General features: G+C 66.0%; 11 protein-coding genes. 3 read left to right on the top strand and 8 right to left on the bottom strand.

The window, feature by feature from the left end:
• Positions 1–167: 167 nt before the first annotated feature.
• The 5 genes from JWN03_RS17880 to JWN03_RS17900 form a co-directional block, all read right to left on the bottom strand.
• Positions 168–1,094 carry an LLM class F420-dependent oxidoreductase gene (locus JWN03_RS17880; protein ID WP_297616095.1) on the bottom strand — a complete coding sequence of 309 codons (927 nt, stop codon included), beginning with the start codon at positions 1,092–1,094 and terminating at the stop codon, positions 168–170.
• Positions 1,095–1,127: 33 nt separating this feature from the next.
• On the bottom strand, positions 1,128–2,315 hold the full coding sequence (locus JWN03_RS17885) for a class I SAM-dependent methyltransferase (RefSeq protein ID WP_441343009.1): 1,188 nt from the start codon (positions 2,313–2,315) through the stop codon (positions 1,128–1,130).
• Between the two features lie 79 nt (positions 2,316–2,394).
• Positions 2,395–3,807: an MDR family MFS transporter gene (locus tag JWN03_RS17890; protein WP_297615946.1), complete on the bottom strand. Its 1,413-nt coding sequence runs from the start codon at positions 3,805–3,807 to the stop codon at positions 2,395–2,397.
• A gap of 468 nt (positions 3,808–4,275) precedes the next feature.
• Positions 4,276–5,952, bottom strand: a complete 1,677-nt coding sequence (locus JWN03_RS17895) for a DUF885 domain-containing protein (RefSeq protein WP_297615948.1) — start codon at positions 5,950–5,952, stop codon at positions 4,276–4,278.
• A 125-nt stretch (positions 5,953–6,077) separates the two neighbouring features.
• Positions 6,078–6,995: a ribonuclease Z gene (locus JWN03_RS17900; protein ID WP_297615950.1), complete on the bottom strand. Its 918-nt coding sequence runs from the start codon at positions 6,993–6,995 to the stop codon at positions 6,078–6,080.
• A gap of 118 nt (positions 6,996–7,113) precedes the next feature.
• On the opposite strand from JWN03_RS17900, the gene JWN03_RS17905 reads away from it, so the two are divergent.
• Entirely contained in the window at positions 7,114–7,530 is a 417-nt protein-coding gene (locus JWN03_RS17905) for a DUF6153 family protein (protein WP_297615952.1), read from the top strand.
• A 90-nt stretch (positions 7,531–7,620) separates the two neighbouring features.
• Positions 7,621–8,256 carry a DUF305 domain-containing protein gene (locus tag JWN03_RS17910; protein WP_297615954.1) on the top strand — a complete coding sequence of 212 codons (636 nt, stop codon included), beginning with the start codon at positions 7,621–7,623 and terminating at the stop codon, positions 8,254–8,256.
• A 73-nt stretch (positions 8,257–8,329) separates the two neighbouring features.
• On the opposite strand, the gene JWN03_RS17915 is transcribed toward JWN03_RS17910, so the two are convergent.
• From JWN03_RS17915 to JWN03_RS17925, 3 genes are all read right to left on the bottom strand, one after another.
• Positions 8,330–8,617: a hypothetical protein gene (locus JWN03_RS17915; protein ID WP_297616097.1), complete on the bottom strand. Its 288-nt coding sequence runs from the start codon at positions 8,615–8,617 to the stop codon at positions 8,330–8,332.
• Positions 8,618–8,767: 150 nt separating this feature from the next.
• Positions 8,768–10,294 (bottom strand): APC family permease, encoded by a 1,527-nt coding sequence (locus JWN03_RS17920; protein ID WP_441343010.1) that lies wholly within the window; start codon positions 10,292–10,294, stop codon positions 8,768–8,770.
• Positions 10,295–10,703: 409 nt separating this feature from the next.
• Entirely contained in the window at positions 10,704–11,744 is a 1,041-nt protein-coding gene (locus tag JWN03_RS17925) for an NAD(P)-dependent alcohol dehydrogenase (RefSeq protein WP_297615956.1), read from the bottom strand.
• A gap of 139 nt (positions 11,745–11,883) precedes the next feature.
• Here JWN03_RS17925 and JWN03_RS17930 point away from each other — a divergent pair, with 139 nt between their 5' ends.
• Positions 11,884–13,347: a flavin-containing monooxygenase gene (locus JWN03_RS17930; RefSeq protein WP_297615958.1), complete on the top strand. Its 1,464-nt coding sequence runs from the start codon at positions 11,884–11,886 to the stop codon at positions 13,345–13,347.
• The last annotated feature ends 1 nt before the right edge of the window (position 13,348 follow it).

The following is a 13,348-nucleotide window of genomic DNA, read 5'->3' on the forward strand; positions in this document are numbered from 1 at the left end:
CCCACGGTGGTCGTGGCCTCGTTCTAGCGAATCAACGACCCGTGCCGCTGGCAAGTTCCCAAGTGGCACGGATCGGACCAGTCGGACTTTACCTGACCTTTACTGTACGTGCTGTGCCGCAAACGGCGAGCGTAGTCCCGGGGCCATGCCCCGGAACAGCTCGAGAACTAGCCCAGCTGGCTCATGACCCGATCGGCGATCAGCTCCAGGTGATCCAGATCCTGCAGATCCAGCATCTGCAGGTAGACGCGCGTGGTTCCGGCGACCTCGGCATAGCGGCCGATCTTCGCGACCACCTCGTCCGGGCTGCCGGCCAGACCATTGGCCTTCAGCTCGTCCACATCCCGGCCGATGGCCGCCGCGCGCCGCGCTACCTCGGCATCGGTCGCGCCGACACAGGCCACCAGCGCATTGGAGAAGGTCAACTCCTCCGGATCGCGGCCGATGCCCTTGGCGGCCCGGCGGACGCGGTCGAACTGCTCGGCACAAGCCTCGGGCGACTGGAACGGCACATTGAATTCATCGGCGTACTGCGCGGCCAGTCGCGGCGTCCGCTTCGCGCCCATACCGCCGATGATGACCGGGATCTTGGCCTGCGCGGGCTTGGGCAGCGCGGGGGAATCGGTGAGCGTGTAGTGCTCGCCGGTGTAGGAGAAGGTTTCTCCGGCCGGGGTGCCCCACAGGCCGGTGATGACGGCCAGCTGCTCCTCGAAGCGCGCGAACTTGTCAGCGGGGAACGGAATGCCATAGGCGGTGTGCTCGCCCTCGAACCAGCCTGCGCCGAAACCGAAGTCGACGCGGCCGCCGGACATGGCGTCGACCTGCGCGACCTCGATGGCCAGCACACCGGGCGGCCGGAAGGTGGCGGCGGTGACCAGCGTGCCGAGGCGGATGCGACTGGTCTCCCGGGCGAGACCGGCGAGGGTGATCCAGGCGTCGGTCGGTCCGGGCAGCCCGTCGGCATCACCCATGGCGAGGTAGTGGTCGGAGCGGAAGAAGGCGTCGTAGCCCAGGTCCTCGGTGGCCTTGGCCACGGTGCGCAGGGTGTCGTAGCTCGCGCCCTGCTGAGGTTCGGTGAAGATACGAAGATCGATTCGGCCCATGCCTCTATTGTGCTGGTCGGTCTTTCAGCTCGCGTCCCGGTCCACCGCAGTGGAGGTGTGCAGCCCGCGCACCGAGCGGGTGACGGTGAATTTGCGATTGCGGCCCATCACCTCGGTCTTGCCGACCATGCGCTCCATGACCCCGCGGTAATTGAGGTGCGAGTTGTAGACGGTCCACAGCTCGCCGCCGGGCCGCAGCACGCGACCGGCCTGCTGGAACATCTTGATAGCCGATCCGGTGTGCACGGCCGCGCCGACATGGAAGGGCGGATTGCACAGCACCAGATCGGCGCTGTTGTCCGGTGCGCTCGACATGGCATCGTCGCGCAGCACGGTCACCCGATCGGCGACCGCATTGGCCTCGGCGGTGGCGCGGGTGGAGGCGACGGCCGCGGCCGACTGATCGGTCGCGGTAATGCGGATTCCGGGCCGCGCCTTGGCCAGTGCCACCGCGAGAATGCCTGTGCCGCAACCTAGATCGATGGCATCGCGGGCATCGGGCTTCATCCGCCTGAGGTAGTCGAGCAGGAAGCGGGTGCCGATATCCAGCCGCGAACCGGAGAACGCGGCGCCGTGGGCGACCACCTCGAGACCCTGATCATCGAGCTGGTTGCGCACCGGAAACTGGGGATCCCCAGCAGTTTTCGGTTCGGTGGCCAGCAGGACACGCGATTTCTGCCGCCCGCGGCTGGCCTGGACGGAGCCGAAGGATTCGGCCAGTACGTCATTCATGGCGGGGGTCAGGTACTTGTCCCGCCCGCCCGCGTACACCCGGACCTCGGGGGACGCGTAGCGCGCAATGGCATCGGCGGTTTCGGCCAGTCCGGAGAGCGCGCGCGGTAGCCGCCACAGCACGACCCGCACGTCCGCGAGCAGCCGCTCGCCCAACTCCATGGCGGTGTAGCGATCCGCCAGTCCGACCAGGCGCGCATTATTGGCCAGGGCGAGTTCGCCGGTGAGCAGATCCTGGTGCACCCGAATGCCGCGCAGGTCGTGCGCGGCAATGGCGCCGAGGGTCAGCGCACCGTACCCGTCGTCGATCACCGCCACCCGGCCATCCCCTGCTGCGGCAAGGGAATCGGCGGCGACATCCAGTAGCAACCGATCAGCGGCATCGACCGCGTAGAGGTTCACCGCCTCCACATCCGGAAACCGCCGCAATCGGCTCAGCACGTCCTCGACCTCAACCACACCTACAGTGTGCTGGATCATTGCCGACGCGTCCCATCGGGGCCGTGTCTGGCGGATCTCAAAGTTTGCTCGACCAGCAATAACGGACAAATCAAACTGATCAGTTTCTAGGCATCATGGCCGCCGCCGCGATCATGACCACCGCCATGGCGGCGACGCCGAGGAAGACCAGGTGGATGGCGGGTGAGAGGTCCTGTGGGGCCGGGTGATCGGTGCGGCCGATGCGCGAATTCACCAGCGCGCCGAAGAGCGCCACGCCGAGCGCACTGCCCAGCGAGCGTGCGAACATATTGGTGGAGGTGACAACGCCGCGCTCGGACCAGTCGACACTGGACTGTGCGGCAATGAGAGTGGGGCTGGCCACCAGGCCCATGCCCGCGCCGACAATGAAGCAGCCCAGTGCCACCTGTAGCAGTGTGGAGCCCTCGTTCACCAGTAGGAGCGTGGCCGCGCCGATCGCCGCGAGCACACTGCCGATGAGAGAGGTGGCGCGGAAACCTATGCGCAGGTATGCCTTTCCGGCTTGCGAGGCCGTCATGGGCCAGCCGAGGGTCAGCGCTCCGACCGTCAGCCCGGCGACCAGCGCTCCGGTGCCGAGCACACTCTGCGCGAAGGTCGGCACATAGGAGGTGAGGCCGAGCAGCACCGCGCCGACGAGCAACGAGACCAGACTGCTGGCCACAATGATGCGGCGGGTGAAAACCCACAGCGGCAGAATCGGATTCGCTGCCCGGCGCTCGACCAGGCTGAACAGAATCAGCACCAGCACGCCCGCCGCGAAGAGTGCAATGCTGGCCGGTGAGGTCCACGCCCACGCCTGCCCGCCCTCCAGCAGCGCGAGCATGAGCCCGCCCGCTCCGACCGTGAGCAGCCCCGCCCCGAGGTAGTCGATCCGATGCCGTTGCCGCGGTGCGCTTTCGGTGAACTTCCGCAGGATCATCCATGCCGCCACCGCCGCCAGCGGCAGATTGATCAGGAAGATCCAGCGCCAGCTGATGTATTCGGCGAATACCCCGCCGAGCAGCGGGCCCAGCACCGAGGAGGCCGCCCAGACGCTGGCTAGATAGGCCTGCACCTTCGCCCGCTCCTGAACGGTATAGATATCACCCGCAATGGTGATGGCCATCGGCCCCACCGCACCCGCACCGATCCCCTGTACCGCCCGGAAGACAATAAGCCCAAGCATGCTGGTCGCCAGCCCGCACAGCAGCGAACCGAGCGCGAAAACGGCAATCCCGAAGAGCATCACCGGCTTCCGCCCCACCATGTCCGCGAGCTTCCCGTACACCGGCACCGTCACCGCCTGCGCCAGCAGATAAATACTGAACAGCCAGGGGAATTGCGCAAACCCCCCGAGCTGATCGGTAATCGTGAGCACCGCGGTAGCAATAACGGTCGAGTCCAGCGCAACCAGCGAGGTAGCCAACATAATGGCCCCCAACACCGGCCCCCGCTCAGACCGCAACCCGACAGCCGACGCCGATTCGGTAGCAGTCACCAGCAACCCCCTCATCAATTCGACCCGACAATCGAGTCGAACACCGTGCAACTGCGCCTATTCCGAAGCCGCCGACCGCCCAGCCCGCAACCGTCCACAACCGCGGTAACCGACAAATCGCCCCGGCCACCCAATCAGCGAATCACACCCGCCCCTCCCCGTCAGGCCCTCCCCCAGCACGACTGCCGAATCGAGGTCGGCCGCGCAGACCGAATCCCGAAGGCAGAACCCCCAGCAAGAGGACGCCCGCTGTGATCCGCCCAGCGTGGCCGATAGATCGCCCGAACTATGGGTCAGAGCGAGCATGTTCACCCCGTAGCCGAGACGCTGTGCCGGACACGTGGCCGCCTGCGGCCCGATGGTGCGAATGCGACGCGCCCTGGGAAGCGGCGGCTAGAAGCGATCGCATTGCGGCGCACAGCGAGTCGACCTCTCCGCGCGGACGCCGGCCGTCGCCGTAACGGGCTGTGACTCGGCTGGTGGTCAGAGGGTGGCGACGAGATCTCGGAGGACGGGGAGGCTTACGGAGCCGGAGCCTAGGACTTTGTCGTGGAAGGTTTTGATGTCGAAGGTGGGGCCTAGGCGCTGTTCGGTGGCGGCGCGTTGGCGGCGGATTTCGAGTTGACCGACTTTGTAGGCGACGGCTTGGCCGGGCATGGCGATGTAGCGGTCTACTTCGGTGCGGATTTCGTCCACCCCGACGGGGGCATTGGCGACCATGAAGTCGATGGCCTGCTGGCGGGTCCAGCCCTTGGCGTGCAGGCCGGTGTCGACGACCAGGCGGCAGGAGCGCCAGGAGTCGGCGGCCAGCATGCCGATGCGGGTGAGATCGTCTGTGTACAGGCCCATTTCGTCGGCCAGGCGCTCGGTGTAGAGCGCCCAGCCCTCCACGAAGGCGGTATTGGAGAAGGACATGCGCTGGAAGCGGGGCAGGTGGTCGAGCTCATTGGCAATGGTGAGCTGGAGGTGATGCCCCGGAATGGCCTCGTGGTAGGCGACCGAGGCGGTCTCATACCTATTGCGACCCTTGGGATCATGCTGGTTGACGAAGTACGCGCCGGGGCGGGAACCGTCGGCGGCGGGCGGGAAGTAATACGCCGCAGGCGCATCCGCCGCCAGGAACTCCGGAACGGGCAGAATGTCGCAGGACTCCCGGGGCAGCCGGCCGAACCAGTTCCCCATCTCGGCCTGCGCGGCGGCCAGGCACTGCCGCGCATCGACCATGATCTCCTCACCGTCGCCGTAGCGCAGCCCGGAATCCTCGCGCAGCCGGGCGAAGATCTCGTTCAGGCCGGTGAGGCCGAAGAGCCGGCCACCTACCTCGGCGTACTCCGCACGCAGCCCGTCCAATTCGTCGAGACCGAGCTGATGGATCTCGTCCGCACCGAGGTCGGACAGCGTGGTGTGCTGCCGCAACAGGGTGCGATAGATATTCGCGCCATCGTCACCGAGCCAGCACAGCCCGGGCTGCTCATCGGAGCGTGCGGCGGGTAGCAGCTCATCGGCGAGCACATCCCGGTAAGCGCGGAAGGCGGGCCGGATGACATCCCGCGCCACCTCGGCCAGGTCTGCGCGCCAGGCGGTTTCACCGTCCCAGTTCGGCGGGCCGGGGAAGGTGACAAACGGATCGGCGGCAATATCCGAGGCCAGGTACCCGTCCAGCTGATTGAGCGAACGTTCGATGGCGATGCGCGCCGGTGTGCGCCCGGCGGCCAGCCCGGCGCGGAAGCGCTGCACGGCCTGGTCCAGGAGCGCACCGAACTGCCGATAGCGCCGCACCAGTTTCAGCGCATGCTCCGGCTCGGGCGCATTCAGCTGGGGAGCCATGGTGAGCAGGGCCGCATGCACACCGGTCATCTGATCGGAGGCCAGCTCGATCGGCCGCCATTCCAGATTGGCTGCGGCGGAGGCCAGTTCGGTGCGCAGCAGACTGCGGGTGACCTGGTCCTCGGCATTCAATCGCCCGGGATCGAGGGCGTCGACCTGCGTCAGCAGCTCCCGCCAGGTGCCGAGCAGCCGCTGTTCGGCGGCTTCCGACAGATCCTCGATCCGATCGTCGAATCGCCTGTCCCCCAACAGCGTTGCCTCACTGGGCGCCGACTCCAGCATGGCGTCCCAGTACCGGTCGGCAAGAGCAATCAGTTCCTCGTGCGCATCCATGTACAACATCATGCCCGGCGACATTGAACCCCGAAATGCCGCCGCGAACTTCGCACCCCCACAAATTCCGGCCAGATCGCGCACTGGTGATCCGGGGACCTCGCCGCCGGACACCGGAGCCCTGGTCAGCGGCGCGGCGGCAGCGGGATCCGCATCAAATCCTCGGCCACCACGATCTCGCCGTCGAACTGGGCCCTCGCCTCGGCCAGATGCACATCGAGCGTCCGATACCGCTGCGAGAAATGGGTGAGCACCAGGGTGCGAACCTTCGCGCGGGCAGCGACCGCACCGGCTTGACCCGCGGTCAGATGTCCGAATTCCGTGGCGAGATGCGTATCGGCATCAATAAAGGTGGCCTCGATAACCAGCATGTCCACCCCCGCGGCCAGCTCATGCACACCCGCACACAGCCGCGTATCCATGACGAATGCGAAGCTCTGCCCCCGCCGCAGCTCACTGACCTCGTCGAGCCGGACGGTGCGCCCGTCGAATTCCACCTCGCCGTCCCGCTGCAATTTCCCGACCACCGGCCCGGAAAGCCCGAACTCGCGCAGCCGCTCCGGAACGATGCGGCGCCCGTCGGGTTCGGTGAGCCGATAGCCGAAGGCTTCCACCGGATGCGACAGCGGCGCCGTATGCAGCGCGAAAGGCGCTGCGGGCCCGGGTAGTTCACCGGCTTCGGTGATCGGGTACGGCCGCAGTTCACCGGTCTGGTGGTAGGCGGTGGAGCTGCACAGCCGCTGGAAGTACTGCTCCCCGGAGGCCGGGTAGTAGACGTCGACCGGATGCGGCACCTTGTCGAGGCTGATGCGCTGTACAACCCCGGCCAGTCCGAGGCTGTGGTCGCCGTGGAAGTGGGTGATGCCGATGCGGGTGAGGTCGGTGGCGGATACCCCCGCATAGATCATCTGCCGCTGGGTGCCCTCCCCCGGATCGAAGAGCAGTCCTTCGCCGTCCCAGCGCAATAGATATCCATTGTGGTTGCGCTGTTTGGTCGGTACTTGGCTGGCTGTTCCCAGAATGACCAGTTCGCGCTGTGACACGGCGTCAGACTAACGTCCGGTCTGCGCGTACCCGCGGCAGTGCCGTTCCGGGCGCGCCACCCGATCGCCCCGGGCGCGCCCTCCGGCGATACCAGGCGGGGGTATTAGAATGGCCGCCGTGGTGGAACTGCAGGCACACGAAACCCGGTACCTCCGGGCATTCGGGCTGTTCACCCTGCTCGCCGGGGTCGCGATCATGCATTCGGTGATTTTCGGGATGGGTTCGAGCCACACCACCGCACCGACCGGCGACTCCGCCATGGTCACCGTCATGGGCGCGATGAGTGCCGAGCACGACATGACCATGCCCGGTTGCCCCGGCGGCGATTGCGAGAGCGGCCACGCCGGAATGCACGGCTGCCTTTTCGTACTCACCACGCTCCTGCTGGCACTCGGCCTGGCCCTGCTGGGCTGGTTCGGTCTCCGGCAGCGCGATACCCCGACCACCACGGTGCGGCAACCGAGCCCGCACCGCGCCCGTCCCCCTCCATGGACGGTGCTCTCTTTGGCCGAATTGGCGATTCTGCGCGTCTGATGGACCGCCGCTGCCGCGTATCACCCACGCGGACGCGGGTTTTCGCATGCCTATCGCCAGGTTCACGAGCAATCACCAAGGAGTACAACCATGTTCACCGCTACCCGTATCAAGTTCGCCGTCGTCGCGGGCACCGCCGCACTGGCCCTGATCGCCGCGGGCTGTAGCACGGACGATTCGTCCTCGACTCCCGCCGCGACCAGCACCTCGACCATGTCCGGCATGGATCACGGCGCCGCCACGAGCACGGCGGCGCAGCCCGCCACCCGCAGCGATTTCAACGATGCCGATGTCACCTTCTTGCAGATGATGTACCCCCATCACGCACAGGCGGTGGAGATGGCGAAGTTGGTCCCGAGCCGCTCGCAGAATCAGCAGCTGATCACTCTCGCCAAGAATGTGGAGCAGGCGCAGGCGCCGGAGATGCAGCAGATGACCACGCTGCTGCAGGCTTTCGGCAAGGGTGCGCCCAGCGCCACCATGGGCCATGAGGGCATGGCGGGCATGATGTCGGCCGATCAGATGAAGTCGCTGGAAAACCTGTCCGGCCCCGATTTCGACAAGCAGTGGATGCAGATGATGATCGAGCATCACAGGGGTGCGATCGCCATGGCGAATACCGAACTCGCGAACGGCACGAACGCCGAGGCGAAGGCCATGGCCCAGGCGATCGTCACCGGCCAGCAGGCCGAGATCGATCAGATGAACGCCATGCTCGGCCAGTAGGCCCCACCGGAAACAGCGACGGGTGCACCGGCTTTCCGGTGCACCCGTGCTCTGATTCGCATCGCGGCCGCTGTCAGTTGCCGATGACCGTATTCATGATCGTTCCGGCACTGGTGGCGGTGGCGCCGCCGATCATGGCTCCGGCCACCATCTTCGGCGATTCGAGATTGCCGCCGCTCCACTTCTCCCAGGCGAAGCGGCCGCCACCGTAGGTGATGGCGGTGACGCCGGACAGCATGGTGAACCAGGTGAAGTACCGGACCAGCTTCATCAGCTTGTCCGCCACCGGTGGAGTCTCCGGTGTCGGGTTGCCGATCTGCGCGACAACGGTCGTGTATGTCTCGTGCATAGCGAGGAGCATGCTCACGATCGGTTCCTCTCGGATGCTGAGGTGGTGCTGGTGGGGCGGATCTTGTGTCGCAACTCTCACTAGTTGGAGCCATTACACATCATCCAGCCAGGTCGAGTCATGACGACACACCACCGGCACCGAACTCGAGCAGCCGATCAGCTACTGATTTTTGATAACTTCCGCGTTCGCCCTGCCCAGCAGCGAGTGCTTGCGGCCGTAAAGGAAGTACACGACGAAGCCGAGGGCCATCCAGATGACGAACCGCAGCCAGGTCTCCACCGACAGGTTGAACATGAGCCAGGCGCAGGCGATGACCGCCAGGATCGGCACGAACGGCACCAGCGGCACCCGGAAGCCGCGCTTCAGATCGGGGCGGGTGCGGCGCAGCACGACCACGCCGAGCGACACCAGCACGAACGCGAAGAGCGTGCCGATATTGACCATTTCCTCGAGGGTGCCGAAGTCCACGAATCCGGCCAGCACCGCGCAGATGACGCCGACGATGGCGGTAATGCGGACCGGGGTGCCCCGGGATCCGGTCTTGGCCAGCTTGCGTGGCATGAGCCCGTCGCGCGACATGGCGAACAGCACCCGGGTCTGGCCGAGGAACAACACCATGACGACGGTGGTCAGACCGGCCAGCGCACCGATGGAGATGATGTTCTTGGCCCAGGTGACGCCGTGCACCGCGAAAGCCGTGGCGAGAGTGGCGTCCTCGCCCTGCAGATCGGTGTAGGGCACCATGCCGGTCAGCACCAGCGATACCGCCACATAGAGCACGGTGACGATGGCGAGCGAGCCGAGAATGCCGCGCGGCACATTGCGCTGCGGGTTCTTGGTCTCCTCGGCCGCGGTGGCGACCACGTCGAAGCCGATGAAGGCGAAGAACACGATGCTGGCCGCGGCGAGCAGGCCGTACCAGCCGAAGCTGCTGTGGCCGCCGCCGGTGACGAGCTGGAACAGCGTCTGATGCAGCTTGCTCGTTTCGGCGCCCGTGTTGGGAACCGATTTGGGGATGAACGGCTTCAGATTGGAGGCCTTGAAGTAAGTCAGGCCGACCACCACGACCAGTGCGATGACGGCCAGTTTGATGGCGACCGCGACCGCCGAGACCCGCGAGGACAGCTTGGTGCCCATGGCGAGCAGCACGGCCAGGACCGCGATGAGAAGTACTGCGCCCCAATCGAATTTGACCGAGCCGAAGTGCCAGATCGCGGGGCGGTCGCCCATGACCGTGCCGAGGTACTGCGACCAGCCCTTGGCGACGACGGAGGTGCCGAGCGCGAACTCCAGAATGAGGTCCCAGCCGATGATCCAGGCGACCAGTTCACCGAAGGTGGCGTAGGAGAAGGTGTACGCGCTGCCCGCCACCGGCACGGTGGAAGCGAATTCTGCGTAGCAGAGCGCGGCCAGGCCGCAGGCCACGGCGGCGAAGACGAAGGCCAGGGAGACCGCGGGTCCGGCCATCTGGCCGGCGGTGCGCGCGGTGAGGGTGAAGATACCGGCGCCGACCACGACCGCGACACCGAAAATGGTGAGGTCCCACGAGGTCAGGTCTTTGCGGAGTTTGGCATCCGGCTCGTCGGTGTCGCGCAGGGACTGCTCGACGGACTTGGTGCGGAACAGTCCGGTGGTCCGACCGGCGGGCGGCCCTGACACATCCGGCTGGGGGTCCGATATCGCCACTATGTCTCCTCTATCTGGCTTCGCGGCAACAATGCAGTTGGCACCGGGCGGTTGAGGCCCGGTGCCTGATTCCTTCGCCATCGCATGCAACCGGCAGACAGAAACCCTGGTCCTGCCCCGGTCAGTGCTCTCGATCTCGGGGCGAGACCTGAGTTGTCGGCGTCACATCGCACCGTATCACCAACTGGTACGAACCAGTTCAGCAACTGGACGGACAACATTCGCCGGATTGGTATGGGACTCGCTTACCCCGAACCTTTGCGCCACTTCAGCATCGCTCATTCCCGAATCTGGGAACCGCTGCCAGTAGTGAAATGACCAGAACTGGCCGAATCCTCCCCATCCTCCCCATGGAAACACGCTCGGCGGCAGCCAGGTTCTGGCTGCCGCCGAGCGTGGTGCGGATCGATCAGGGAACGAGGACCGCCCGGCCCCGGATCTGACCTTTGTCCAAGCGCCGCAGGGCTTTCGGCCCGTCGGCGAGGTCGAAGCGCTCGACCTCCATGTGCAGTTTGCCCGCCTGGGCCAGGCCGACGCAGTCGTAGAGGTCACTTCGGGTGCCGCCCAGTGACTTTCGCACCGAGGCGCCCCAGGGCCAGCCGGGCCCACCGGCGGGTCCGGAGTTGATTTCCGGTGCGCCGCCGCCGATTCCGACCATGCGATAGGCGCCGTTGGGCGCTACGGTTTCCACGGCCAGCTTGGCGGTGGAGTCCACGCCGACGAAGTCGAAGACCGCTTCCGCGCCACGGCCGCCGGTCAGCTCGAGGATCTCCTCGGCGGTGTCGTCACCGACCAGAAGGCCAAGGTCCGCACCGCATTTGGCGGCCAGGTCGAGCTTTTCCTGAGCCACGTCCACCGCGATCACCCGTACACCGCTGATGGCCTGCAGGATCTGGACGGCCACATGTCCGAGCCCGCCGATGCCGATGGCGAGGGCGGTGCCACCGGGCCGCAGCACATCGCGAGCGCCGCGAATGGCGTGGTACGCGGTCAGTGCGGCGTCGGCGACCGGCGCGGCCTGCAGGAAGTCCAGGTCGCCGATCGGTACGAACGAGGTGGCCGGAATGCGGACGTACTCTGCCATTCCGCCCTCGACGGTGAGGCCTGGACACGGCGGCATGGCGGTGCGACCGGCGGCGATGCAGACGTTTTCATTGCCGCTCACGCATTCGCGGCAGATCCCGCAGGTCCAGAACAGGTACACCAGACCGCGCTCGCCGATATCGCGCCCGCTGACATCGGACCCGACGGCCTCGATGGTGCCCGCGATCTCGTGGCCGAGGGTGAGCGGGTCTTCACGCAGCTGGTACGGGAAGTTGACCAGGGTCAGGTCCGAATGGCAGACGCCGGCCGCGCCGACCCTCAGCAACAGGTCGTTCGGTCCGATATCGGGGACCGGAATGTCGTTGACCGCGACTTTTTCGGGACCGGTCCACTGGAGTGCTCGCATAGTTGTCCCTTGGCTCGAGCTTGTGATCTGTCGCACAACGTAGCATTCGCTGTACATTGCGTCTAGCCACTAACGGAATGTCTACTGATATTCGAAAAAGTCTTCCGGACGGCCGAGCACGCACCTAGGCTGCGGTGCCATGAACGAACCGCGGATCGCCATCGTCGGCGCCGGGATCTCCGGCATTGCCATGGGCGTCGCACTACGGCGGGCCGGCTTCACCGATTTCACCCTCTTCGAGAAGGCCGCCGACTACGGCGGCACCTGGCGCGACAACACCTATCCGGGCCTGGTGTGCGATGTGCCGTCGCGCTACTACCAATTCACCTTCGCTATGAATCCCGAATGGTCCCAGCTGTATTCGGGCGGACCGGAGATCAAGGATTACCTGGCCGGGGTGGCGCGCGATCAGGGCTTGCAGCGGCACACCAGATTCGGCGCGCAGGTGGTCGGCGCGCGGTTCGAAGAGGACGGCTGGCAGGTCACGCTGGCGGGCGGCGAGGTGGAGCGTTTCGACTTCGTCATGTGCGCAACGGGATTCCTGCATCACCCGAATCGACCGGCCATTCCAGGACTCGACGATTTCACCGGGCCGGTCATGCATTCGTCGCGCTGGGATCACGAGGTCGATCTGACCGGTAAGCGGGTCGGCGTGATCGGCACCGGCTCCACCGGCACCCAACTGGTGAGTGCGCTGGCCGGGCAGGTGCCGAAAGTCGTGATGTTCCAGCGAACTCCGCAGTGGATTCTCCCGACGGTCAACAAGCCGTATTCGGAGCTGGCCAAGCAGGTGTACCGGCGACTACCCGTGCTCGGCTCGGCCGCCTATCACATGAATCGCGCGTTCTTCGCGGCCTTCTCGCAGGGCTTGGTGCATCAGGGCCGGATCCGCAAACTCATCCAGTGGGTGGTGGAGCGAAACCTGAAGTCGGTCAAGGATCCTGAGCTCCGCCGCAAGCTGACGCCGGATTACCAGGCCATGTGCAAGCGCCTCGTGGTGTCGGATCGCTTCTATGCCGCCGTGCAGCGACCGGATGTCGAGCTGATCACCAGCGGCATCGAGCAGGTGCTCGAGAACGGCGTCATCACCGCCGACGGGCAAGCCCATGAGCTCGATATCCTGGTGCTGGCAACAGGATTCGATTCACACGCCTACATGCGGCCGATCGCGATCACCGGCGCCGGGGAGCGCACCCTGGATCAGGCATGGGCGGATGGCCCGCGCGCCTTCGAGGGCGTCATGATGCCGGACTTCCCGAACTTCTTCATGCTGGTCGGCCCGCACAGCCCCTTCGCCAATCATCCCCTCACCGCTGTCGCCGAGGCCCAGTCCTTCCGCATAGTGAGCTGGTTGCAACGCTGGCGCACAGGCGAATTCGCGACCGTCGCGCCGACGCACGCCGCCACCGATCGCTACAACGCACAGATGCGGGCCGCCGCCCCGAGCACCGTATGGACCACCGGATGCCAGAGCTGGTACCTGGGCAAGGACGGACTGCCCGAGCTGTGGCCGTGGAGTCCGGGCCGGTACGAGAAGCTCATTCGCCGCGCACCCGATCCGGTCGACTACCACCTGAATCGTCAGATCATGAGCCGGAAGTGAA

Origin of the sequence: Nocardia sp. (assembly GCF_025465275.1) — a bacterium.
Classification (GTDB): domain Bacteria; phylum Actinomycetota; class Actinomycetes; order Mycobacteriales; family Mycobacteriaceae; genus Nocardia.

Excerpts from the sequence above, each read along its gene's own strand:
- JWN03_RS17915 (WP_297616097.1), bottom strand. The coding sequence starts at position 8,617 with ATGCTCCTCGCTATGCACGAGACATACACGACCGTTGTCGCGCAGATC.
- JWN03_RS17910 (WP_297615954.1), top strand. The coding sequence starts at position 7,621 with ATGTTCACCGCTACCCGTATCAAGTTCGCCGTCGTCGCGGGCACCGCC.
- JWN03_RS17925 (WP_297615956.1), bottom strand. The coding sequence starts at position 11,744 with ATGCGAGCACTCCAGTGGACCGGTCCCGAAAAAGTCGCGGTCAACGAC.
- JWN03_RS17930 (WP_297615958.1), top strand. The coding sequence starts at position 11,884 with ATGAACGAACCGCGGATCGCCATCGTCGGCGCCGGGATCTCCGGCATT.
- JWN03_RS17890 (WP_297615946.1), bottom strand. The coding sequence starts at position 3,807 with ATGAGGGGGTTGCTGGTGACTGCTACCGAATCGGCGTCGGCTGTCGGG.
- JWN03_RS17895 (WP_297615948.1), bottom strand. The coding sequence starts at position 5,952 with ATGGATGCGCACGAGGAACTGATTGCTCTTGCCGACCGGTACTGGGAC.
- JWN03_RS17885 (WP_441343009.1), bottom strand. The coding sequence starts at position 2,315 with ATGATCCAGCACACTGTAGGTGTGGTTGAGGTCGAGGACGTGCTGAGC.